This is a genomic window from Haematobacter sp. (genome assembly GCF_032102465.1).
Classification (GTDB): Bacteria; Pseudomonadota; Alphaproteobacteria; order Rhodobacterales; family Rhodobacteraceae; genus Haematobacter.
This window is the reverse complement of sequence record NZ_DAMDHB010000014.1, coordinates 37,623-58,570: the sequence shown is the minus strand read 5'-3', so window position 1 is coordinate 58,570 and position 20,948 is coordinate 37,623. Positions and strand designations below refer to the sequence as shown.

At 67.9% G+C, this 20,948-nt stretch carries 21 protein-coding genes; 13 read left to right on the top strand and 8 right to left on the bottom strand.

Going from position 1 to position 20,948, the window contains the following annotated elements; all coding sequences use genetic code 11:
* Positions 1-55 precede the first annotated feature (55 nt).
* The 3 genes from RT513_RS10825 to RT513_RS10815 all read right to left on the bottom strand — a co-directional run bounded on the left by RT513_RS10825 (position 56) and on the right by RT513_RS10815 (position 1,932).
* Positions 56-751 carry a nitroreductase gene (locus RT513_RS10825; RefSeq protein ID WP_290687083.1) on the bottom strand — a complete coding sequence of 232 codons (696 nt, stop codon included), beginning with the start codon at positions 749-751 and terminating at the stop codon, positions 56-58.
* 58 nt (positions 752-809) lie between these two features.
* A complete protein-coding gene (locus RT513_RS10820) occupies positions 810-938 on the bottom strand; it encodes a hypothetical protein (protein WP_256947348.1) in 129 nt (42 codons plus the stop codon).
* Positions 939-1,074: 136 nt separating this feature from the next.
* Positions 1,075-1,932, bottom strand: coding sequence for a hypothetical protein (locus RT513_RS10815; protein WP_290687085.1), 858 nt, complete (start codon positions 1,930-1,932; stop codon positions 1,075-1,077).
* A gap of 117 nt (positions 1,933-2,049) precedes the next feature.
* Here RT513_RS10815 and RT513_RS10810 point away from each other — a divergent pair, with 117 nt between their 5' ends.
* Positions 2,050-3,333 (top strand): solute carrier family 23 protein, encoded by a 1,284-nt coding sequence (locus RT513_RS10810; RefSeq protein WP_088216035.1) that lies wholly within the window; start codon positions 2,050-2,052, stop codon positions 3,331-3,333.
* On the opposite strand, the gene RT513_RS10805 is transcribed toward RT513_RS10810, so the two are convergent.
* Both RT513_RS10805 and RT513_RS10800 read right to left on the bottom strand, forming a co-directional pair.
* The gene (locus tag RT513_RS10805; protein ID WP_290687088.1) at positions 3,324-3,821 is read right to left on the bottom strand and encodes an RES family NAD+ phosphorylase; all 498 of its coding nucleotides are present in this window, start codon (positions 3,819-3,821) and stop codon (positions 3,324-3,326) included. The genes RT513_RS10810 and RT513_RS10805 overlap by 10 nt on opposite strands.
* The gene (locus RT513_RS10800) at positions 3,818-4,288 is read right to left on the bottom strand and encodes an antitoxin Xre/MbcA/ParS toxin-binding domain-containing protein (RefSeq protein ID WP_088216033.1); all 471 of its coding nucleotides are present in this window, start codon (positions 4,286-4,288) and stop codon (positions 3,818-3,820) included. The genes RT513_RS10805 and RT513_RS10800 overlap by 4 nt, the downstream gene beginning before the upstream one ends.
* A 102-nt stretch (positions 4,289-4,390) precedes the next feature.
* Here RT513_RS10800 and RT513_RS10795 point away from each other — a divergent pair, with 102 nt between their 5' ends.
* From RT513_RS10795 to RT513_RS10780, 4 genes are read left to right on the top strand one after another with little or no spacing between them, the layout of a single operon-like run.
* Positions 4,391-5,098, top strand: a complete 708-nt coding sequence (locus tag RT513_RS10795) for a GntR family transcriptional regulator (protein ID WP_088216102.1) — start codon at positions 4,391-4,393, stop codon at positions 5,096-5,098.
* 30 nt (positions 5,099-5,128) lie between these two features.
* Positions 5,129-5,848 carry an SDR family NAD(P)-dependent oxidoreductase gene (locus tag RT513_RS10790; RefSeq protein WP_290687159.1) on the top strand — a complete coding sequence of 240 codons (720 nt, stop codon included), beginning with the start codon at positions 5,129-5,131 and terminating at the stop codon, positions 5,846-5,848.
* Positions 5,841-6,911 (top strand): phosphotransferase, encoded by a 1,071-nt coding sequence (locus RT513_RS10785; protein ID WP_290687096.1) that lies wholly within the window; start codon positions 5,841-5,843, stop codon positions 6,909-6,911. Before RT513_RS10790 ends, RT513_RS10785 begins: the two co-directional genes overlap by 8 nt.
* Positions 6,908-8,188 (top strand): aspartate aminotransferase family protein, encoded by a 1,281-nt coding sequence (locus RT513_RS10780; protein ID WP_290687098.1) that lies wholly within the window; start codon positions 6,908-6,910, stop codon positions 8,186-8,188. Before RT513_RS10785 ends, RT513_RS10780 begins: the two co-directional genes overlap by 4 nt.
* Before the next feature lie 68 nt (positions 8,189-8,256).
* On the opposite strand, the gene RT513_RS10775 is transcribed toward RT513_RS10780, so the two are convergent.
* Both RT513_RS10775 and RT513_RS10770 read right to left on the bottom strand, forming a co-directional pair.
* Positions 8,257-9,186, bottom strand: coding sequence for a LysR family transcriptional regulator (locus RT513_RS10775; RefSeq protein ID WP_290687100.1), 930 nt, complete (start codon positions 9,184-9,186; stop codon positions 8,257-8,259).
* Between the two features lie 46 nt (positions 9,187-9,232).
* Positions 9,233-10,468, bottom strand: a complete 1,236-nt coding sequence (locus RT513_RS10770) for a flavin-containing monooxygenase (RefSeq protein ID WP_290687102.1) — start codon at positions 10,466-10,468, stop codon at positions 9,233-9,235.
* Between the two features lie 417 nt (positions 10,469-10,885).
* Here RT513_RS10770 and RT513_RS10765 point away from each other — a divergent pair, with 417 nt between their 5' ends.
* Genes RT513_RS10765 through RT513_RS10750 form a run of 4 tightly spaced genes read left to right on the top strand, consistent with a single transcriptional unit; the run spans position 10,886 to position 14,587 of the window.
* Complete coding sequence (locus RT513_RS10765; protein WP_290687104.1) at positions 10,886-11,827, top strand: sulfonate ABC transporter substrate-binding protein; 942 nt, start codon at positions 10,886-10,888, stop codon at positions 11,825-11,827.
* A 21-nt stretch (positions 11,828-11,848) separates the two neighbouring features.
* Complete coding sequence (gene ssuD / locus RT513_RS10760; RefSeq protein ID WP_088216027.1) at positions 11,849-13,027, top strand: FMNH2-dependent alkanesulfonate monooxygenase; 1,179 nt, start codon at positions 11,849-11,851, stop codon at positions 13,025-13,027.
* Entirely contained in the window at positions 13,024-13,845 is an 822-nt protein-coding gene (locus RT513_RS10755) for an ABC transporter permease subunit (protein ID WP_290687107.1), read from the top strand. Before ssuD ends, RT513_RS10755 begins: the two co-directional genes overlap by 4 nt.
* A 13-nt stretch (positions 13,846-13,858) precedes the next feature.
* Entirely contained in the window at positions 13,859-14,587 is a 729-nt protein-coding gene (locus RT513_RS10750; protein ID WP_313534020.1) for an ATP-binding cassette domain-containing protein, read from the top strand.
* Between the two features lie 342 nt (positions 14,588-14,929).
* Here the strand turns inward: RT513_RS10750 and phoA are convergent, their stop codons facing one another.
* A complete protein-coding gene (phoA, locus tag RT513_RS10745; RefSeq protein ID WP_290687110.1) occupies positions 14,930-16,375 on the bottom strand; it encodes an alkaline phosphatase in 1,446 nt (481 codons plus the stop codon).
* A 316-nt stretch (positions 16,376-16,691) separates the two neighbouring features.
* Here phoA and efeU point away from each other — a divergent pair, with 316 nt between their 5' ends.
* The 4 genes from efeU to efeO (RT513_RS10725) all read left to right on the top strand — a co-directional run bounded on the left by efeU (position 16,692) and on the right by efeO (RT513_RS10725) (position 20,868).
* The gene (gene efeU, locus RT513_RS10740; RefSeq protein ID WP_088216024.1) at positions 16,692-17,528 is read left to right on the top strand and encodes an iron uptake transporter permease EfeU; all 837 of its coding nucleotides are present in this window, start codon (positions 16,692-16,694) and stop codon (positions 17,526-17,528) included.
* A 1-nt stretch (position 17,529) separates the two neighbouring features.
* Positions 17,530-18,741: an iron uptake system protein EfeO gene (gene efeO, locus RT513_RS10735; RefSeq protein ID WP_290687113.1), complete on the top strand. Its 1,212-nt coding sequence runs from the start codon at positions 17,530-17,532 to the stop codon at positions 18,739-18,741.
* 4 nt (positions 18,742-18,745) lie between these two features.
* Positions 18,746-19,999: a Dyp-type peroxidase gene (locus RT513_RS10730; protein ID WP_290687115.1), complete on the top strand. Its 1,254-nt coding sequence runs from the start codon at positions 18,746-18,748 to the stop codon at positions 19,997-19,999.
* Between the two features lie 65 nt (positions 20,000-20,064).
* Positions 20,065-20,868 (top strand): iron uptake system protein EfeO, encoded by an 804-nt coding sequence (gene efeO, locus RT513_RS10725; RefSeq protein ID WP_290687117.1) that lies wholly within the window; start codon positions 20,065-20,067, stop codon positions 20,866-20,868.
* The last annotated feature ends 80 nt before the right edge of the window (positions 20,869-20,948 follow it).

Below are 20,948 nucleotides of genomic sequence, written 5' to 3'. Positions count from 1 at the left end.
CGGAAATCTGCATTCCCGGTCATTCCGCGCCCATTTTCCGAAGACATGATACTTCTCAGCGGTCAGCCAGGGTGGTGACGAAGCGGGTGAAGGACGGGACAGCCACACGGGGCACCGGAAAGCGGTTTTCCGGTGCGGCGGTATCGGCGACGCCGAGCGCCATGCCGCAGATCACCTGCCGCTCCGCCGGGATCGACAGCAGGTCTGCGATGAGGCCCGGATAGCGCGCGAATGCTGCCTGAGGGCAGGTGTCCAGCCCGAAGGCCCTGGCTGCGATCATGATGTTTTGCAGGAACATGCCCAGATCGAGCCAGCTCCCGATCTCCATGTCGCGATCAAGCGTAAAGATAAGCCCGACGGGAGCGCCGAAGAACCGCAGGTTGCGGGCGTTCTGGCAGGCCATTGCCTGCTTCTGCCCCCGCTCTATGCCCAGCGAGGCGTAGAGCGCCCAACCTACCTCGCGCCGCCGCGCCAGATAGGGCTCACGCCACTCGCGGGGGTAATAGTGATATTCGGGATCACCGGCACCGCCGGAAAGCTCATGCGCCTCAAGCGTCGCGCCGAACGTCTGGAGCGCCTCGCCCTTCAGGACGATCACCTGCCAGGGCTGAATATTCGACCCTGATGGCGCGCGGGCAGCAGCGGTCAGGATGCGCGCGATCGTCTCATCGTTAACTTCGGTCGGGCAGAAGGCGCGAATCGAGCGCCTGCCTTCGATTGCCTCAAGAACGGCTTCATTCACTTCGTGCATCACTTCCCCACCCAATCGGGGGAAGGCTAACCCATTCAGAAGCGGTCAGGCAATCGCTTCAGATTTCATAATCCAAATCGCCGATGCAGGCCATTTCCGGCTCATCCGGAACAACCTTGCGGCGGGATTTTACAGGTTTCGGGGCGACGGGCTTACCCTTGAGCGACTTCTTCAGGACAACGGTCATGGCGATTCCTCCATTCCTCACCACGATCTTACGACCGTTTGTCTGTTAGCGCAAACATTTAATGCTAGCGGTAACGGATGCCTGTGGGCTGGGCAGGCGGCCGAACCTGAAGCCCTGCCGCCAGAGGAGCCTCCGCTTACGGGCCGACCTTCACTTCCATGATGAAACCGTCGTCAGAAGGGGTCAGGTCGATGGAGATCGGCCCGATCGCCCGCGGATCAAGCGTGTGGACGCCGCCGCAGGGGATATCGACCGTCCCGTCATCCAGCGTCGCCCGCCATGTCCGCCGGCCGGAGAGCGCGTCCTCCCCCGGAAGCACCTCGAGCCGCCGGATCCTGCCCAGCATGGCATTGGCCTCCGTCGCGATGGCATTGGCGAGACCGGCGCTCTCCTCCCGGAAACGCTCGGCGTCAAACCCCGCCTTCCGGGCGCTCTTGCCGATCCGGTAGGTCTCCCGGCTGCCATAGGGCCCGATGCGCGACGCGGCGATGAGCTTCTGGTCGGTGTTGGGGTGACCCTGCCCATCTTCCGCAATCGTCTTTTTCCAATAGGGCGCGAGCACCCGGTTGAGGGCCAGCGCGGCGATGTGGGCGGCGGTATGGCCGGTGGCCAGCGCGTCGCGGCTTGCCGGATCGACACGGAGAGTGACCTCCATCCCCTCCACCAGCGCCGAGGTGTCGCCGACGACATGGCCCACCTGAAGCGCCACCCCCTCTGCCCCGCGCGGTGTGGAGGCGGGATCGACGACAGCACCATCGGCCAGCACGATTGCCTCGGGCACCTCGAGCGTCACGCCGCCTGCAAGCATCACGCCGCGGTCCGACGGCTGGTCGGGCCACCACGGATCGACAGGGTGGAAGGGTGTGCGGTCGGTGACGACCGCGCTCTGGCCATCGGCCAGCGGCAGGATGCGGAGGATGGTCGCGGTCTCCTCCAGCCGGCCTGCGGGAAAGGTGACATGTGTGTCCATGCCGCCGATATAGCGCAGCGTCATGAGGCGTCAGCCCCCCATCCCCCTTTGCACCTGACATCAGGCTCTTTATCTGCATCGCGCCGACGTGATCAGAATCGCCGGGGCCGCCGCGCGACCCTCGCCCGAACGGAGTCCGCGATGAGCTACTTTCCGAAATGGCCCCTGACCCGCAATACCGTTGTGCTGCCGGATGAGCGCCTGTCCTGGGGCGCGACGGTGCCGATGGGGGTGCAGCACCTGCTGGCGATGTCCGGCTCCACCATCCTCGCGCCGCTGCTGATGGGGTTTGACCCGAACCTCGCGGTGCTGTTCTCGGGCATCGGCACGCTGATCTTCTTCGTGCTGACGGCGGGGCGGCTGCCGAGCTATCTCGGCTCCTCCTTCGCCTTCATCGCGGTGGTGATCGCGGTGACGGGCTATGCCGGGACGGGGCCGAACCCGAATGTCGGCCCGGCCCTTGGCGGGATCATCGCGGCGGGGGCGCTCTATGCGCTGATCGGGCTGATCGTCATGGCGGTGGGCACCGGCTGGATCGAGCGGCTGATGCCGCCCGCGGTGACCGGGGCCATCGGCGCCGCCATTGGCCTGAACCTCGCACCCGTGGGGGTGAGCAGCCTTCAGGGCAGCGGGCCGCATATGGTGGCCGCGCTGCTGACGCTGGTCTCCGTGGCGCTGTTTTCGACCTATGGCTCCATCGTGACGCGCCGGGTCTCCATCCTGCTCGGGATCACGGTGGGCTATCTCGCGGTGCTCATCATGGGGAACGGCCTCGGCTGGCTGCCGCCGGTCGATTTTTCCGAGCTGGCGGCCGCGCCCTGGGTGGGCGTGCCGACCTTCCACAGCCCGACGTTCAGCCTCTCCGCCATGAGCCTCATCGCGCCGGTCGCGCTGATCCTCGTCGCGGAGAACCTTGGCCATATCAAGGCGATCGCGGCGATGACGGGGCAGAACATGGACCGCTACATCGGGCGTGGCTTTCTGGGCGACGGAATCGCCACGATGGTGTCCGGCTCCGGCGGGGGAACGGGCGTGACCACCTATGTGGAGAACATGGGCGTCATGGCGGTGACCAAGGTGTTCTCCACCCTGATCTTCGTCGTGGCGGCGGTGGTGGCCATCGCGCTCGGCTTCTCACCGAAATTCGGGGCGCTTCTGCGGACCATTCCCGCGCCGGTGCTGGCGGGGCTGGGCGTCGCGGTGTTCGGGCTGATCGCGGCCGCGATGATCCGGCTCTGGGTGGACAACCGTGTCGATTTCTCGGACCCGCGCAACCTGTTCACGGTGGGGATCACGCTGATCTTCGGAGCGGGGGATTTCTCCTTCTCCATCGGCTCCTTCACGGTGGGCGGGATCGGCACCGCGACCCTGGCGGCGCTCATCATGTATCAGCTTCTGGGCATCGGCCGGCGCGATCAGGGCTGAAGCCGCGGATCCCGCGCAAAGCGTTCCTGCGTGATGTCCGTCAGTATCTCCCCCGCCACCGCTCCGGCGGTGAAGATCACGTTCCAGCTGTGGCGGGAGACCGCGCTCGGGATCAGGACGAGGCCATGCGCGGCCAGCAGGGCGTCGCCAAAGGTCTGCTGATTGCGGTTCGGCGTGACGGGGGAGAGCCAGTTGGGGTTCGGCACATCCTGCGGCCGGACCACGTGGAGCACGGCCGGGTCGATCCGGGCGGAGGTGAGCACATGCGGCTCCGTGTCCAGCACGCGGAACCCCTTGTGCACCGCCACTTCCAGCACCGCCGTGGCAGGGTCGAGCGAGGCATAGACCGCCCTTACGCCGGGGGAGTTCCATCGCCCGCCCACGCGAAAACTGCCCTCGCCGGTCGCCCAGCCGGGCGCGTGGATCGCACGGTCCAGCCGCCAGAGCCGTATTTCCCCCGTCCCGAGAGGCGGGGGGAGTGGCGTCACGTATAGACCCCGTAGTCGATGCGGGTCAGGTAGTCCTCGACCGCCTCCACGCCCACGGCGGTGGCCAGCAGGTCGATGGGGCGGCGGTTGTCCAGCCCGAGGGCGGGGGCGCTCATCCATTCCTCCGCCGCCGCGCGGGAGCCGAAGATCTCCGCCGCACGGCCGAGGATTTCAGCGAATTTCCACGTCCGGCTGCTTTGCTCCGTGTTCAGGACGCGCTCCCCTTCCTCCCGCTTGCGGCGCTGGAGGGTGCGCGTGCTGATGCCGATGGCCTTTTCCAGCGCTGCGTCGGAGCCGAGAAAGCTGACCTCCCGCGTCAGGTGGACGAGGGCGGAGGAGGGCAGTCCCCGCATCAGCAGATCATGGGCCTCAAGGCTCGTGCGGACGGGCCGGCGTATGGTGCGCTGCCCGCCGAGCAGGGCATAGGTCCGCTCGATGTCGTGTTCGATGGGGGCCAGTTCGTTCATGCGAGTCTCCCCATGGTGACAGGTGTCGCTCATGATATGACAGTTGACGCTCCCCGTTTCAAGCCTCTCGACGGGGATGGAAATATGATGCATCATAACTGGATGACGTTGCTTCCCACTCCCGATCACGACAGCCTTGGCGGCGCGGTATACGCGATGCTCTGCGACGGGCTGATGAAGGGCCGGTTCCAGCCGGGTGACCGCCTTCGCATCCGGGAACTGGCGGAGCAGCTTGGCACCTCCGTCACCCCGGTGCGGGATGCGATCCTTCGGCTTGCGCATGACGATGCGGTGGTGTTCCGCTCGCCCCGTGATATCCGCATCCCGGCCATCACCGCGGCCCGCTACCGGGAAATCCGTGACATGCGGCTGCGGCTGGAGGCGCTGGCGGCGGAAGCCGCGGCGCTGGCGGCGACGCCGGACGATATCCGCCGTCTCGAGAAAACCTTGCAGGACAATGAGAACGCGCTCCTTTCGCATGACAGGAGGGCGGCCACCGCGCTCAACCAGTCCTTCCATTTCCTGTTGCCGGAGATCGCGGGGATGCCGGTTCTGCACGGCGTACTGCGCCGGCTCTGGCTCCAGATGGGGCCGCTGATCGCCGATAGCTATGACGCGGGCGGGCGGGCGATGATCGACTACCATTATCCCGTCGTCGAGGCGATCCGGCGGCGGGATCCGGCGGGGGCCGCGGTGGCGATCATGAGCGATATCACCCTCGGCGGCGCGGCCATCGCTGCGCGTGTGGGGCAGGCGACGGAATCATTGCCCCCGCCCGGCGCTGCAAATATGATGCATCAAAATTCCTGAGGTGCCACCGTGACCGCTGAACGCCCCATCATGCTGCTGACCGGTGCAAGCCGGGGGATCGGCCATGCCACCGTAAAACTTTTCCAGCAGCGGGGATGGCGCATCCTCACCGTCTCGCGGCAGGCTTTTTCGGCGGAATGCGCCTGGCCGGAGGCGCGGGAGAGCCATATTCAGGCCGACCTCGCCGATCTGGACAGTATCGAACGGCTGGCGGAGGATGTCCGCACGCGTCTGCCGGATGGCAAGCTCCATGCGCTGGTCAACAACGCCGGTATCTCGCCCAAGGGGCCGGAGCGGGCGCGGCTTGGCGTGATCGGCACCGATGCCCATGCCTGGACGCAGGTGCTCAACGTCAACCTCGTCTCCACCGCGCTTCTGGCGCGCGCGCTTCTGCCGGAGATGGAACGGGCGAAAGGCTCCATCGTCAACGTCACCTCCATCGCGGGCTCACGGGTGCATCCCTTTGCCGGTGTGGCCTATGCGGCGTCCAAGGCGGGGCTGGCGGCGCTGACGCGCGAGATGGCGCATGAATTCGGCGGGCGGGGCGTGCGCGCGAACGCCATCGCGCCGGGAGAGATCGAGACCTCCATCCTCTCGCCCGGCACCGATGCCCTCGTCGCGGCAGAGGTGCCGATGGGGCGGCTGGGCAACCCGGCGGAGGTCGCCTCCACCATCTACTTCCTGTGCTCGGACGCCTCCTCCTACATCAATGGCGCGGAAATCCACATCAACGGCGGCCAGCATGTCTGACCGGCTGCAGGAGGCCGCCCGGCTGCTGCTGGTCCCGCCCCCCAGCGTATCGGAAGCGGAGGCGGAAGCCTTTGCGCGCCGGCATTATGGCCCGGCCGCGTGGGATGGCCCGGCTGCGTGGGATGGCCAGAGTGCATCGGATGGTCAAGGGGCAGGGGATGGCCGAGGCGCGGGGGCGCAGGCGCTCAATGGTGAGCGGGACAGGAACTTCCGTCTGGGCGGCGCGGTGCTGAAATTCTACAACCCGGCGGAGGAGGCGAGCACCCGCGCGCTTCAGCATGGCGCGCTCCGCCATCTTGCGGCCGAGGGGCTGCCCACGCCCCGCCTGATCCCGACACTTGCCGGGGCAGAGGAGGCGGTAGCGGAGATCGGCGGACAGGCCGTGGCGGCGGTCATGCTGACCTGCCTTCCGGGCCGGATGCCTGCGACGGTGACACCCGCGCTCCGCCGCAACGTGGGCGCGGTCGCGGGGCGCCTGATGGCGGCGCTGGCGGGCTACACCCATCCGGCGGCGGAACGGGTGATCCTGTGGGACATGATGCGTCTGCCCCTCCTGCGGCCGCTGGCGGAGACGGAACCCCGCCTGCTTGCGTGGTTCGAGCGGTTCGGAGCCGAGGTCTGTCCCGCCGCAGCCCGTCTGCCGCATCAGGCGATCCACAACGATCTGAGCTTGTCGAACCTGCTGGTGGGGCCGGGCGGAACCGTCACGGGCGTGATCGACTTCGGCGATCTGGTCCTTGCCCCGCGCGTGAACGAACTGGCCATCGCCGCGAGCTATTTCATCACCCCTGAGGACGATCCCGTCGCCGCGGTGGCGGAGATGCTGGCGCAGGCCGCCCCCTTCGTGCGGCTCACGCAGGCGGAACTCCTGCTGCTGCCCGACCTGATCCGGGCGCGCCTTGCCACACGTATCCTGCTCTCCGCCTGGCGCGCGCGGCTGTTCCCGGAGAACGCGGCCTATATCCTGCGGAGCAACACTGCCGCCTGGGCGCTATGGGCCCGGCTGGAGGGAGAGGACGACATGGCCCATCGCATCGCCGCGCTGGCGGGAGAGACGGCATGAGGGATGAGACCCTGATCGCACGCCGGGAAAGGGTGCTCGGCCCCGCCTACCGGCTGTTCTACGACCGGCCCCTGCATCTTGTCCGCGGGCGGGGCGCGCGCGTCTGGGATGCGGAGGGGCGCGCCTATCTGGATGCCTACAACAACGTGCCCTCCGTCGGTCACTGCCACCCGAAGGTGGTGGCCGCGCTGGCGGAGCAGGCGGCGGTGCTGAACACCCATACGCGTTACCTGCACGACGGCGTGGTGGACTATGCCGAACGGCTGGTCGCGACCTTTCCCGCGCCGCTGTCGCAGGTGATGTTCACCTGCACGGGGAGCGAGGCGAATGACCTCGCCCTCCGCATTGCCCGGTCGGTCACGGGCGCGCGGGGGATCATCGTCACGGCCAATGCCTATCACGGGGTAACGGCGGCGCTGGCGGAGATCTCGCCCTCCCTTGGGGCGGCCAATCCCCTCGGCGCGCATGTCCGCGTGGTACCCGCGCCCGACAGCTACCGGCTGGGGGCGGAGGGTGCGGAGCGCGCGCTGACACTGGGCGTGGAGGAGGCGGTGCGGAGCCTTCAGGCCGCCGGGCATGGCGTGGCGGCCTTTCTCTGCGACACGGTGTTTGCCAGCGACGGGGTGTTCACCGATCCCGTCGGCCTGCCTGCCGGGGCGGTGGCGGCCGTCCGGGCGGCGGGCGGGCTGTTCATCGCCGATGAGGTGCAGTCCGGCCTCGCCCGCCCCGGCGCTGCCATGTGGGCGTTCGAACGGCACCGGCTGATCCCCGACCTTGTGACGCTGGGCAAGCCCCTGGGCGACGGGCATCCGATCGCGGCCCTTGTGGCCCAGCCGCACTATCTGGAGGAGTTCGGCAGGAAGACCCGCTATTTCAATACGTTCGGCGGCAATCCTGTCTCCGCTGCCGTGGGCCGCGCGGTGCTGGATGTCATCGCGGAGGAGGCGTTGCAGGAGAATGCCCACCGTGTCGGCGCCACTCTGCGCATGGCGCTTGAGGATCTCGCCGCGCGGCATGAGGCGGTGGGAGACGTCCGGGGGGCCGGTCTTTACGCGGCGGTGGAACTCGTGTCCGACCGCGCCGCGAAAACGCCGGACGGTGCGCGGGCGCTGCGGATGGTCGGTGCGCTGCGGGAGGCGGGCGTGCTCGTCGGCTCCTGCGGGGCGGCGGCGAACTGCCTGAAGATCCGCCCGCCGCTCTGCTTTTCGGAGGATGATGTGGCGGAGCTGGTCGCGGCGCTTGACCGCTGCCTGACGCAGGTCGCGGAGCCCGTCTGACCTCCTGCGCACCTGATCCCTTCCGCACCTGATCCGCCTGCCACCCTGACCGCCTGCGCCCCTGACGCTCAGCCGGGTGGCCGCAGCCCCGCCACCCCGCCCCGATGGGTGAGGTCGATGCAGAATGCGGCAAACCTCTCGATCACCAGCGGCGGGTTCAGGCCCCGCATCGTCAGGATGCCGATACGGATGGGGCGGCTCTCATCGGTGATGGGCACGAAGGCCAGCCGTCCGCCATCCAGCGCCAGGTTGGAATCGGGCCGGATATTCGCGATGGAGTAGCCAAAGCCATTGGCCATCATCGCCCGCATGACAGACATGTCCCGCGTCCGCTCCGCGATCCGGGGGGCAAGGCCGCGCTCCCGAAAGAGCGACAGGAAGTAGCCCGTGCTGTGCGGCAGGTCGAGCAGGATCATCGGCTCGCCCGCAAGCTCCGCCACGCTGATCCCCGCACGGGATGCGAGCGGGTGCGCTTCCGGCAGGACGACGTGCGGCGGGAGCGTGGCGAGCGGTTGAAAGGCCACGTCGGGCGGGATGTCCATGTCATAGCTGAGCGCCACGTCGAACCGGCCGGAGCGCAGCCCTTCCAGAAGTTCCGCGTGGTCCCGCTCGAACTGGGCGAACTCCACCTCCGGGTAGGCGTCGCAGAAGGCGCGACGGAGGGCCGGGATCACGATCTGCGCGAAAGTGACGAGACAGCCGACATTGAGCGGCCCCCTGACCTGCCCGGTGAGCGCGTTGGACAAGGCGTTGAGCTTGCCCGCCTCTGCCAGAATGTGCCGCGCCTGCTCGACAAAGCGCCGCCCGGCCTCCGTCATCGCCAGCCCCTGTGCATGACGGCGCACAAAAAGCGTCAGCCCGAACTCCCGCTCGAGCTGGGAAATCGCGGTGGAGACGGAGGGAGCAGAGACATTCACCCGCTCCGCCGCCTCCGTGACGGAGCCAAGCTCGCCGACGGCGACAAGGTATTCGAGCTGGCGGAGCGTGAACCTGAGCACCGGCGTCCTCTCTGCCCGCTGCAGGGGGCGGAAGGGGAAAAGCGGGTCAGGCCGCGCTTTCCGCCCGTTCCTCCGCGATATGATCGGCCAGATAGGACGCGTCGTGCCACACCCCCCAGACGAAGGAGGATGCGCGGCGGGAGAGCCACGGCAGGCCGAGGAAGTAGAGCCCCGGCACTTCCGACACGCCCCGGTCATGCCGGGGGCGGCCCTTGTCATCGAAGATGTCGAACCCGACCCACCCGTAATCGGGCACATAGCCGGTGGCCCACAGGATTGTGGTCACACCCGCTTGGGCAAGATCAAGCTGGGTGAGCGGATGGGTTACGCACTCCGGGTCCGGCAGCAGGCGGCGGGCCTCCGGCTCTTCGGGAAGGTCGAGCCCTTCCCTTGCCACATGCGCATCCGCCTGATCCATGAGCGAGAAGTGGTTGGCATCGCCAAGCGCGATGTTGCCCGCCAGATCGGGGGCAAAACGCACCACGCCGCCCTCGAACGCCTCCGCGCGGCCAACCAGCGTCATCCCTTCGGCGGCAAGGCGGCGGAAATCCACCGTGCGCCCGCCGTTTGCACCGCTGACGGCAATGGTCACATGTTCCGTGCCGGGGGCGGGCACCTTCTTGTCCCAGATGCCGAGCACGCCGAGCCACCACACGAAATCCTTCCCGCGATAGCTGCGGAACGGCCGGTCATGCGGCCCGACGGACAAATAGACCCGCCGCCCGGAGGCCAGAAGCTCCTCGGCGATCTGCGTGCCCGAGGATCCCGCGCCGACGACCAGCACCGCCCCCTCCGGCAGTTGCGCCGGGTTGCGGTAGCTGTGGGAGTGGAGCTGGTGCAGGCCCGCGCTTTCGGGAACAAGGGCCGGGATCACCGGCCGCTGGAAAGCGCCCGTCGCCACGACCACGTTGCGCGCCTCAACCATGCCGTCGGAGGTCGTCGCGCGGAAACCACCGCCCGGCGCGGCTGTGAGCCCCGTCACCGTCACCCCGGTGCGGATCGGCGCGTTGATCCGGTCGGCGTAGCTCACGAAGTAATCGGCGACCGTCTCCTTTGGCGGGAAGGCATCGGGGCTGCCTGCGAAGTCCAGCCCCGGAAACCGGTCATGCCAGGCGGGACCGTTGGCGACGAGCGAATCCCAGCGTGCCGTGCGCCAGCTTTCCGCGATGCGGCTTCTTTCGAGCACGAGATGCGGGATGCCCTGCCGCCCAAGGTGTTCGCTCATCGCAACCCCGGCCTGTCCGGCCCCGATCACGAGCGTATCGACTTTCTCGACGGCCATAGCGGCATTCCTTTCACGGGCGAATGACTGTGAACGCAGATCTACCGCAGCCCTTCGGGGCCGCACATGATCGTTTCGCTCACCTCTGCTTAGGGCGGGGCTAACCAGCGGCGCTTCGGGCGGCTTCGCGGTAAAAACAGGCAGAAATGCGCGTCGCTTTCTTTCCCCCGCCGGGAGAGAATCCTTCTCCTGCAGTGAGGATGAGGAGCGAAGGAATTCTCGCTGTCACCGGGCGTCACGGTCAGATTTCAAGAACAATATTACAAAATAAACAATGGATTATAATAATAAGTTGATGTGAATTTCCATCTGGCGACCGCTCGCGAAGCGCGCCCGTTCCGTCTATTGACGTAGAGGATTTTTACTGTCGTTTCTGCTCCCCACATCCCAAACCCGCAGACCGGGCAGGAGCAGGAAATGAAGATCATGAAACGGACCCTCGGCCTCGGCACGGCGCTGCTCGGTGCCACGCTGGCCATGGGGGCGCAGGCGGACGTGCTGAAGATCGGCTATCAGAAGGCGGGGCTTCCCGTCATCGCCCGGCAGCAGCACCTGATCGAGGACGCGTTGAAACCCGCGGGCGTCGATGTGCAATGGGTGGAGTTCTCCGCCGGGCCGCCGCTGGTGGAGGCGCTCAATACCGGCGCGATTCAGGTGGGCTGGACGGGCGACGCGCCGCCGATCTTCGGGCAGTCCGCGGGCGCGGCCATCGTCTATGTCGCGGCGCTTCCCTCCAACGGCAAGGGCGAGGCGATCATCGCGCGGGCCGATTCCGGTATCGCGACGCTCGCCGACCTGAAGGGCAAACGCGTGGCGGTGGGCAAGGGAACCAGCGCACACAACCTGCTCGTCGCCGCGCTGGAGAATGCGGGCCTCGCCTTCACCGATATCGAGCCGGTCTATCTCAGCCCGGCGGATGCCGCCGCCGCGTTCGCGTCCGGCAAGGTCGACGCGTGGTCGATCTGGGATCCCTTCCTTGCCATTGCAGAGACGCGGCAGAAGCCGGTGGTGCTGGCGAAATCAAGCGATGTGCTGAACGTCAACACCTACTTCCTCGCCAACCGGGATTTCGCGGCCGCGCATGGGTCGGAGATCTCCGGGGTGATAGGCGCGCTGGAAAAGGCGGCCGCATGGGCGGACCAGAACCGCGACAAGGTGGCGGAGGCGCTGCACGAAGTGACGGGCGTGCCGATGGAGGCGCAGACGCTCGCCGCCAATCGGGCCGTCTTCGGGGTGTTCCCGATCACGCCCGAGATCATTGCCCATCAGCAGGAAACGGCGGACCGCTTCTACGCGCTCGGCCTCATCCCCAACAAGATCACGGTTTCCGAGGCGGTCTGGACCGCCCCGAGAAGCTGAACCCCACCAAGGACGGCAGCCATGACCCTCATCGCCCCCCTCCGCGACAGCGCGGACCCACTGAACTTCTTCTGGTTCATCCCGACCCATGGCGACGGCAGCTATCTCGGCTCCGAAAGTCAGCAGAGGCCGCAGGACCCCGGCTATTTCCGGCAGGTGGCGCAGGCCGCCGACCGGCTGGGCTATCAGGGTGTGCTGCTGCCCACCGGGCAGAACTGCGAGGACAGCTGGATCACCGCCGCGGGGCTTGCGACGGCGACGGAGCGGTTGAAGTTCCTCGTGGCGCTGCGCCCGGGCGTCACGCTGCCGAGCTTTGCCGCGCGGCAGACGGCGGCGCTGGACCGGCTTTCGGGCGGCCGGCTGCTGCTCAACGTCGTGGTGGGCGGTAACCCGGTGGAGCTGGCGGGCGATGGCGTGTTCCTTGCCCATGACGAGCGCTACGATCAGGCGCGGGAATTCCTGACCATCTGGCGCGACCTGCTGGACGGGCGAACGGTCGATTTCGACGGCAAATACTACCGGATGGAGGCGGGGCGTCTGGACCTGCCGACGGTGGAGGGCAAGGCCCCCCCGCTGTGGTTCGGCGGATCGTCGGAGGCGGGGCAGGACCTCGCCGGGGAACTGGTGGAGACCTATCTCACCTGGGGCGAGCCGCCCGCGCAGGTGGCCGAGAAAGTCGCCGCCGCCCGTGCCAAGGCCGCCCGTCATGGCCGCAGGCTCCGCTTCGGGATCCGTCTGCACTTCATCGTGCGGGAGACGGAGGAGGAGGCCTGGGCCGCCGCCGACAAGCTCATCAGCCGCGTGACGGACGAGCAGATCGAAAAGGCGCAGGCCCGCTTTCTGAAGGAGATGGACAGCGTGGGCCAGCGCCGCATGTCGGAGCTGCATGGCGGGCGGCGGGACAGGCTTGTCGTTGCGCCGAACCTCTGGGCGGGGGTGGGTCTCGTCCGGGGCGGTGCCGGCACCGCGCTGGTCGGCACGCCCGCGCAGGTGGCCGAACGGCTGCGGGAATATCAGGCGGTCGGCGTCGATACGGTGATCGGCTCGGGCTATCCGCATCTGGAGGAAGCCTACCGCGTGGCCGAACTGCTGTTCCCGGAACTGGGCATCGGCCGCGACGGCTCCCGCGTGTCCCGCGCCATCGCCAACGAATTCTCCGTGGGAGACCATGGCCGCCGCCTTGCCGGGGCCGTGTCATGAGCGCGGTCGCCGATCTTCCGGCGGAGGCGGCGCGCCGCCCCGCGCCGCCGCTGCGGATGCTCCGCGCCTGGGTGGGCTGGCTGCTGCCGCTCGCGATCGTGCTGCTGTGGGAGGGCTCTGCGCGTCTTGGCCTGATCGACGGAACGGTGCTGCCCGCGCCCTCCGACGTGATCGCGGCCTTCTGGAAGCTGCTGCTTTCCGGGGAGCTTTTGCAGAACATCTGGGCCAGCACCTATCGCGCGCTGGCGGGCTTCGTCATCGGCGGCTCCATCGGCTTTGCCTTCGGGCTGGCGAACGGGCTGTCGCGCCTGTCGCGGGACGTGACGGATACGACGCTCCAGATGGTGCGCAACATCCCGCATCTCGCGCTCATCCCCCTTGTCATCCTGTGGTTCGGCATCGGGGAGGAGGCGAAGCTGTTCCTTGTCGCGCTTGGCGTGTTCTTCCCGATCTATGTCAACACCCTGCTGGGTATTCAGGGGGTGGATCCGCAACTGGTGGAAATGGGACGCACCTACGGGATGGATCGGGGCGAGCTGTTCCGCAAGGTCATCCTGCCCGGGGCGCTGCCCTCCATCTTTGCCGGGCTGCGCTATGCGCTCGGCATCATGTGGCTGACGCTGATCGTGGCGGAGACGATCGCCGCGTCCTCCGGCATCGGCTACATGGCGATGCAGGCGCGGGAGTTCCTGCAGATCGACGTGGTGGTGCTGTCCATCCTGATCTACGCGGTGCTGGGCAAGCTGGCCGATACGCTGGCCCGCGGGCTGGAGCGGCTGACGCTGCAATGGCACCCCGCCTTCCAGACGAAAGGGTGATCCGATGACCGGAATGGCAGTCCGCTTTCGCGGCGTGAGCAAGCGGTTCGGCGCAAAGCGCGTGCTGGACGGGCTGGACCTCGACGTGCCCGAGGGGCAGTTCGTGGCCATCGTCGGCAAGTCCGGCTGCGGGAAGTCCACCCTGCTGCGGCTGCTGGCGGGGCTGGAGACGCCCGACGCGGGCCGGATCGAGCATGGCGCCGTGGGCGCGGGGCAGACCGACACCCGCATCATGTTTCAGGAGCCCCGCCTGCTCCCCTGGGCGCGGGTGGAGGAGAACGTGGCCGTCGGCCTGACCGGCATCGCCGGCGGGCTGACCACCCGTGTCAGAAGCGCGCAACTGCTGGAGGAGGTGGGCCTTGCCGACCGGGGCGGGGACTGGCCCTCCGTTCTTTCCGGCGGGCAGCGGCAGCGGGTGGCTCTGGCCCGCGCGCTGATCGGACAGCCGCGGATCCTCGCGCTGGACGAACCGCTGGGCGCGCTGGATGCGCTGACCCGGATCGACATGCAGCGGCTGCTGGAGCGGATATGGCGGCGGCAGGGGTTCACCGCCGTCCTCGTCACCCATGACGTGGCGGAGGCCGTGCTGCTCGCCGACCGGATCGTGGTGCTGGAGGAGGGGCGGATCACGCTCGACCTTCCGGTCACGCTGCCGCGCCCCCGGCGTCACGGCGCGGCCGAGGTGGCAGAGGTGGAGCGGCGTGTCCTGTCCCGCCTGCTTGGCTCGGTGGAAGCCGCCTGATGATGTTGCCTGTCAGCATCGCCGCGTAATTCATTCAGTCAGAACAAGTATAGTCGCAGGCTATGCAATGGGAACGGCCCCGCCAACCGGGCGGGGCCGTATGTCATAGTAGGGGCATCTGCCCTCTGGTTCATCGCGCGGCTTGTGCCCCGGCCCCATCGTGCGGCTTCTGCCGACCGGCCCGTTGCAGCATGTGCCGTATTGCCCGATTGCGGCATGCGCCGTATGGCCGATTGCGCGGCAGCCGCCGTCTGGTTCATCGCGCGGCGTGTGTCGCCTGACCCCTAGCACCCGCTGTCCGGCCCATTGCGGCATCTGCCGTCTGACCTGCGCCGCCCGGCCTCAGTGCGTGAGCAGGCCGAGCGCGCCGCCGATGGTGAAGAACAGGTCCGTCTGGTCGGTCAGGCCCGAGATATTCGCCGACCCCGGACCGAAGGCCGCGATCCTGACCTGCGCGCCGGTATGTTCCTGATCGTTCTCGTCCTCGGAGTTGCCGTAGGTGACGGACATCACCGCGCCGTCCGCCGTCGTCACCGCCTGCGACAGGCCGGGGGCGGTCACGTCATTGCCGATGATCTGGCTCGCATGGGCGTGGTCGGCGGTCACGATGACGAGCGTGTCGCCCTGCTTGCGCGCGAAGTCGAGCGCGACCTGAACCGCCTCGTCCAGATCCACCGTCTCGCCGATCTGGCCGCAGGGATTGGCGGCGTGATCCTGCTTGTCGATGGAGGCCCCCTCCACCTGAAGGAAGAAGCCCGTGTTCCGCGCGTCGAGCAGCTGGATGGCCTTCTCTGTCATCTGGGCGAGGGTCGGCACCTCCGCCCCGCGCGCCGCGTTGGTTTCGCAGGTCACGGGCGGCTGCTCGGTATTGCCGTGACGCGTGGCCTTCGGCCCTTGCCAGCGGACCGGCATGTTGCCCGGAGCGAACAGGCCCAGCAGCGGCGCGCTGTCATCGGCCGTGTTGACGCCGTTCATGTCGGCCAGCGTCTCTACGATCCGGTAGCCGCGGGTCCTGGCCTGCTCCAGAAGGGTCTTGTCCTTCCACTCGCCGGCATGGGCGGTCTCGTCGAAGTATTTGCGCCCGCCGCCCAGCGTCACATCGGCCCGCGCGTTGATGAGCTGTTCGGTGATGGAGCCGGGGCCGCCATTCTCCAGCGCGTCGGAGGCACATTTCTCGGCGGTGGAATCGGGTGTGTAGCACTTCCGGCCCGTCACATGCGCGATCTGCACGGCGGGCGTCGCGTCCTGCAGCTCGGCGGTGGAGACGTTGCCGGTGGCCAGCCCCGCGGCCTTTGCCATCTCAAGGAGCGTGGCCTGCGGTTTGCCGTGAATATCGACGGAGATCGCGCCGTTATAGGTCTTGGTTCCCGTCGCCCAGGCGGAGCCGGAGGCGGCGGAATCCGTCACGTAGGTCGGCTTGCCGTCCTTGCCCAGCGAATAGTGCGTGTACTGGCCGGTGACGGGCAGCGCGTCGATCCCGGCAAAGAAGCCGCCCGCGCCCCGCGCCACGTTCCGCGCGATGGTGATCTCGGAATCCCCCATGCCGTCGCCGATCAGCAGGATCACATTCCGCGCCGGACCCGGCTTCATGACGGAGGCCAGCGGTTCGGTCATATCGCCGTTCAGCCGCCGTGCGCCGCCGTGCTGGCTGACATCCCCCCGGTGGCCGCGATCAAAGAGAGCTTCCCCGGTGGCCAGAGGCGTCTGCTGCGCGGCAAGCGGCCCCGCCATCAGCCCGGTGGCAAGCACGAGCGCGGTGGAAAGCAGGAGCGGGTGGTGATGGGTCATGGGGTCTTCCCGTGGCTATGGCGTCCTTGCCCGCCGTGTGGTGCGGCGGTTGCGGTTGCTTCTAGGGCGGGGACGTGACGGCAGCATGACAGGCGGGCCGTGTCTGCGACTTTTGCCCCCGGAGACGATATGCCGCATTCCACCCGACAGCACTTCCCGAAGATGTGAGCGGTGCAGACACAGAATACCGTTGTTTCATTGGCCATTCAGCAAGGCGCCACGGCCACCTTACCGCTTGTCTAAAGCCGGTCGGCGGGTGTAGCGCTAATTCCGACAGGATTCGTCGGAAGCCATTTTGCTCCGGCAGGAGTGCACCATGCTGCCAACATTTCTGATCATGCTGCGAGAGGGGCTGGAAGCCGCGCTCATCGTCGGCATCATCGCGGGCTATCTGGGCCGGACCGGCCGCGCGGAGTGGCTGCCTGCCGTCTGGGTGGGGGTGCTGCTGGCGGTGGCGCTGTCGCTTTTCGTCGGCGCAGGGGTGCTCGCGCTCGGCGCGCAGTTTCCGCAGAAGACACAGGAGCTGTTCGAGGCGCTGGTCGGGCTGCTCGCCGTCGTCGTGCTGCTGTCCATGGTGTTGTGGATGCGCAAGGCCGCGAAATCCCTCAGCCGTACCATGGAGCATGACATCGACATCGCGCTTTCGCATGGGCGCGGCGCGACATGGGCGCTGATCGGCATGACCTTCTTCGCCGTGGCGCGGGAGGGGCTGGAGTCGGTGTTCTTCCTGCTGGCGTTGTTTCAGCAAAGCCCCGGCCCTGCCGCGCCGCTTGGCGCGCTTCTGGGCGTCGCGGTGGCGGTGATGATCGGCTACGGCATCTATCGCGGCGGGGTGAGGATCAACCTCGGGCGATTTTTCCGCTGGACGGGGGTGTTTATCATCCTCGTCGCGGCGGGGCTGGCGGCTTCGGTGCTGCGCAATCTGCACGAGGCGGGCCTTTGGAACCACCTGCAGCAGCCGATCTGGGACATGACGCGCACCCTGCCGGTGCAGTCGGTGCTGGGCACGGTGCTGAGCGGGCTTTTCGGCTATCACGATGCGCCGGTGCTGGGGGAAGTCATCGTCTGGGCGCTGGTCCTTGCAGGCGGGCTGTGGCTCTTCCTGCGGCCCCACGCGGAAACGCCGGGCCAGACCGTGCGGCGGGGGGCCTGAGATGGCGCGGAAGATACAGCGGACGGGCGGGACGCCGGATCATCGGCAGCCGCTGGTTGCAAAGTCCGCCGCAGGACAATCCGGCGCCACCCCGCCCTCCGGCCGGGGGCTGACATTCGCGCTGGCGGGGGCGGGGATGCTCGTCCTGCTGGGCGTCGGCGCCTTCTGGCTCGCGGCGCGGAGCGCGGTGCCCGATGCCGCTGCCGACGAAATCACCGTGACGGTGACGGATGGCACCTGCGATCCCGCCGACCTTACCGTTCCGGCGGGGCGGCGGACCTTCCGTATCCACAACGCTTCCGATCGGGCGCTGGAGTGGGAAATCCTCGACGGCGTGATGGTCGTGGCGGAGCGGGAGAACATCGCGCCCGGCCTCAATGCAACGCTGACCGAACGGCTCGTCCCCGGCACCTATGCCATCACCTGCGGGCTGCTCTCCAATCCGCGGGGAACGCTGACCGTCGTGCGGACGGAAGCGTCCGAGGCCGCGCGGGTGCAGCCGGAGACACGTGCCTTCATCGGCCCGCTTTCCGAATACCGCGTCTATCTGAGCCGCCGCGCCTCTCAGCTGGTGGAGGCGACAGCGGCGCTCAAGGACAGGATCGCGGCGGGTGATCTGGAGGGTGCGCGGAGCGCATGGCGCGCCGCGCGGGAGCCGTGGCGGCAGATGGCCCCCGTCTCCGCCCGGATCGCCGATCTGGCCAACAGCATGGATCCGCTGGCCGAATACCTGGCGGAGCGGGAGCAGGACGCGGCGTTCACCGGCTTTCACCGCATCGAATACGGCCTGTGGTCGCAGAACACGACAGAGGGGCTTGCCCCCGTGGCGGACCGGCTTGCCGCCGATGCCCTGATCCTGAAGGACCGGCTCCGCAACCTCGACGTGGCCCCGGCCGATCTGGCCGCGAACTCGGCGGCCTTTGCAGGCCGCCTTGCGGATCAGGCGGGGGCGCAGACCCCCTATGCGGGCGACGACCGGGCGGAGTTCGCGGCGGCGCTGGACGGGATCCGCAAATCCGCGCTGCTCGTCGATCCGCTGGTCGCTGCCGCGCAGCCGGAGGCTTCTGCCACCCTTCACGCCGCGCTGGACGGCGCAGAGGCGGCCATCGGCAGCTATACCCCGGATGCCGCAGGCCGGGAGCGGGTGGCGGCGGCCTTCCGCCGTGTCGCGGATGCGGCCGGGGCGCTCAACCCGGCGATCGGGCTGGAGTAGCGGGATGGCGGAGTTCTGTGCCAGCAGGCGGGGGCTACTGACCGGCGCGGCGGCGCTCGCGGCGGGGCTGCCGCTTGCCCTTCGCGCGGAAACCTCGAACGTGGCGACCGCGCCGGTCGCGGGTGTGGCCGCGGAGGCGGATCGCGTCTCCCCCTATGGCGCGTATCAGGCGGGCATCGTAACGCCCCGGCCCGCGAATGGCATGGTGGCCGCCTTCCACGCGATCGCCGCGACGCCGGACGATCTGGAGCGGCTGTTCCGGCGGCTCACGGAGCGGATCGTCTTCCTCGCCCATGGGGGGCCGGTGCCGGAGCTGGATCCGAAGCTTCCCCCCGCCGACAGCGGCCTGCTTGGCCCGGTGATCCGCCCGGATGCCACGACGATCACGGTATCGCTGGGCGCGTCGCTTTTCGACGACAGGGAGTGGCTCGCGCCCCATAAGCCCCGCGTGTTGAGCAGGATGGTGCAGTTCCGCAATGACGCGCTGCAGCCGGACCTCTGCCATGGCGATATCACGCTCCAGATCTGCGCCAATGCGCAGGACACGGTGATCCACGCCCTCCGCGACATCGTGAAGTCCATCCCCGATCAGCTGGTGCTGAAATGGGCGCAGGCGGGCAGCGTGCCCGTGATCCCGCCCAAGCCGGTGGGCGCGGCCGAAAGCGCGCGGAACCTGCTTGGTTTTCGCGACGGATCCGCCAATCCCGACAGCGGCGACAGCGGGCTGATGCGGCGGGTCGTCTGGGCGGATGAGGGAGAGCCCGACTGGGCGCGCGGCGGCAGCTACCAAGCCGTCCGCATCGTGCGGAACCTCGTGGAACGCTGGGACCGGACCCCGCTTGGCGAGCAGGAGCGGATCATCGGCCGTGCCAAGATGACCGGCGCGCCGCTCGACCGCCCGGACGGGGCGGAAACCGACCTGCCCGATTACGCGGCGGATGCGGAAGGAACCCGAACCGCGCTGAACAGCCATATCCGCCTTGCCAATCCGCGCGACGCGGCCTCGGCGGATCAGCTCATGCTCCGCCGTCCGTTCAACTACGTCAACGGCGTGCTGAAGAACGGGCAGCTCGATCAGGGGCTTCTGTTCATCGCATGGCAGGCGGATCTCGAACGGGCCTTCGTTGCCGTGCAGCACCGGCTCGATGGGGAGCCGCTCGAAGAATACATCAAACCCGTGGGGGGCGGCTATTTCTTCGCGCTTCCGGGCTTCGGCGAGGGCGATTATCTCGGCCGTTCGCTGATCGACGCCATTTGAAACCCGACACGCCAGCAGCCAGTCGGACTGTCCTGCCCTGAAGGGGCATCAAGAAAGGAAGTTCCATGCGTCTTGTCACCCTCGCCTTCGTTGGCGCGCTCATGGCCGGGCAGTTGGCCCATGCCGCGGCGCCGCTCGACCTTGTCGGCCCGATCAGCGACTACAAGATCTATGTCTCCGAGCAGACGGATATCCTCGTCAAGAACACACAGACCTTCGTGGATGCCGTGAAGGCGGGTGATGTGGAGAAGGCCAAGGCCCTCTATGCGCCGACACGCGTGAATTACGAGGCGATCGAACCGATCGCGGAGCTGTTCTCGGACCTCGACGTTTCCATCGACAGCCGCGCGGACGACTATGAAAAGGGAGAGGCCGATCCCGCCTTTCCGGGCTTCCACCGCATCGAATACGGCCTGTGGGAGAAGAACTCCACCGAGGGGCTGGCGCCCGTGGCCGACAAGCTGCTCGCGGATGTGAAGGAATTGCGCACCCGGATCGACGGGCTGACCTTCCCGCCTGAAGTGGTCGTCGGAGGTGCCGCCGCGCTGATGGAGGAGGTCGCCGCCACCAAGATCTCCGGCGAGGAGGACCGTTATTCCCACACCGACCTGTGGGATTTCCGCGGCAACTTCGACGGGGCGGAGAAGATCGTCGAGCTGGTGCGTCCGCTGGTCACCGACAAGGAGTTCATGGCGAAGGTGGACGCCAACTTCGCCACCATCGACACGACGCTGGAGAAATACCGGGAGGGCGAAGGCTATGTCAGCTATGACAAGCTCACCGAAGCCGACCGCGTGACGATGGCGGCCGCCGTGAACGTGCTCGCGGAAGACCTTTCCACCCTGCGCGCGAAACTCGGGCTGGACTGAGGCCGCAAAAGGTGCTGGCGGGTCTGCGGGTCTGCGGGTCTGCGGGTCTGCGGGTCTGCGGGTCTGCGGGTCTGCGGGTC

What these genes read in the sequence shown, in the direction of transcription:
- RT513_RS10825 (WP_290687083.1), bottom strand. Translation starts at nt 751, where the DNA reads ATGCACGAAGTGAATGAAGCCGTTCTTGAGGCAATCGAAGGCAGGCGC.
- RT513_RS10820 (WP_256947348.1), bottom strand. Translation starts at nt 938, where the DNA reads ATGACCGTTGTCCTGAAGAAGTCGCTCAAGGGTAAGCCCGTCGCCCCG.
- RT513_RS10815 (WP_290687085.1), bottom strand. Translation starts at nt 1,932, where the DNA reads ATGACGCTGCGCTATATCGGCGGCATGGACACACATGTCACCTTTCCC.
- RT513_RS10810 (WP_088216035.1), top strand. Translation starts at nt 2,050, where the DNA reads ATGAGCTACTTTCCGAAATGGCCCCTGACCCGCAATACCGTTGTGCTG.
- RT513_RS10800 (WP_088216033.1), bottom strand. Translation starts at nt 4,288, where the DNA reads ATGAACGAACTGGCCCCCATCGAACACGACATCGAGCGGACCTATGCC.
- RT513_RS10795 (WP_088216102.1), top strand. Translation starts at nt 4,391, where the DNA reads ATGACGTTGCTTCCCACTCCCGATCACGACAGCCTTGGCGGCGCGGTA.
- RT513_RS10790 (WP_290687159.1), top strand. Translation starts at nt 5,129, where the DNA reads ATGCTGCTGACCGGTGCAAGCCGGGGGATCGGCCATGCCACCGTAAAA.
- RT513_RS10785 (WP_290687096.1), top strand. Translation starts at nt 5,841, where the DNA reads ATGTCTGACCGGCTGCAGGAGGCCGCCCGGCTGCTGCTGGTCCCGCCC.
- RT513_RS10780 (WP_290687098.1), top strand. Translation starts at nt 6,908, where the DNA reads ATGAGGGATGAGACCCTGATCGCACGCCGGGAAAGGGTGCTCGGCCCC.
- RT513_RS10770 (WP_290687102.1), bottom strand. Translation starts at nt 10,468, where the DNA reads ATGGCCGTCGAGAAAGTCGATACGCTCGTGATCGGGGCCGGACAGGCC.
- RT513_RS10765 (WP_290687104.1), top strand. Translation starts at nt 10,886, where the DNA reads ATGAAGATCATGAAACGGACCCTCGGCCTCGGCACGGCGCTGCTCGGT.
- ssuD (WP_088216027.1), top strand. Translation starts at nt 11,849, where the DNA reads ATGACCCTCATCGCCCCCCTCCGCGACAGCGCGGACCCACTGAACTTC.
- RT513_RS10755 (WP_290687107.1), top strand. Translation starts at nt 13,024, where the DNA reads ATGAGCGCGGTCGCCGATCTTCCGGCGGAGGCGGCGCGCCGCCCCGCG.
- RT513_RS10750 (WP_313534020.1), top strand. Translation starts at nt 13,859, where the DNA reads ATGGCAGTCCGCTTTCGCGGCGTGAGCAAGCGGTTCGGCGCAAAGCGC.
- phoA (WP_290687110.1), bottom strand. Translation starts at nt 16,375, where the DNA reads ATGACCCATCACCACCCGCTCCTGCTTTCCACCGCGCTCGTGCTTGCC.
- efeU (WP_088216024.1), top strand. Translation starts at nt 16,692, where the DNA reads ATGCTGCCAACATTTCTGATCATGCTGCGAGAGGGGCTGGAAGCCGCG.
- efeO (WP_290687113.1), top strand. Translation starts at nt 17,530, where the DNA reads ATGGCGCGGAAGATACAGCGGACGGGCGGGACGCCGGATCATCGGCAG.
- RT513_RS10730 (WP_290687115.1), top strand. Translation starts at nt 18,746, where the DNA reads ATGGCGGAGTTCTGTGCCAGCAGGCGGGGGCTACTGACCGGCGCGGCG.
- efeO (WP_290687117.1), top strand. Translation starts at nt 20,065, where the DNA reads ATGCGTCTTGTCACCCTCGCCTTCGTTGGCGCGCTCATGGCCGGGCAG.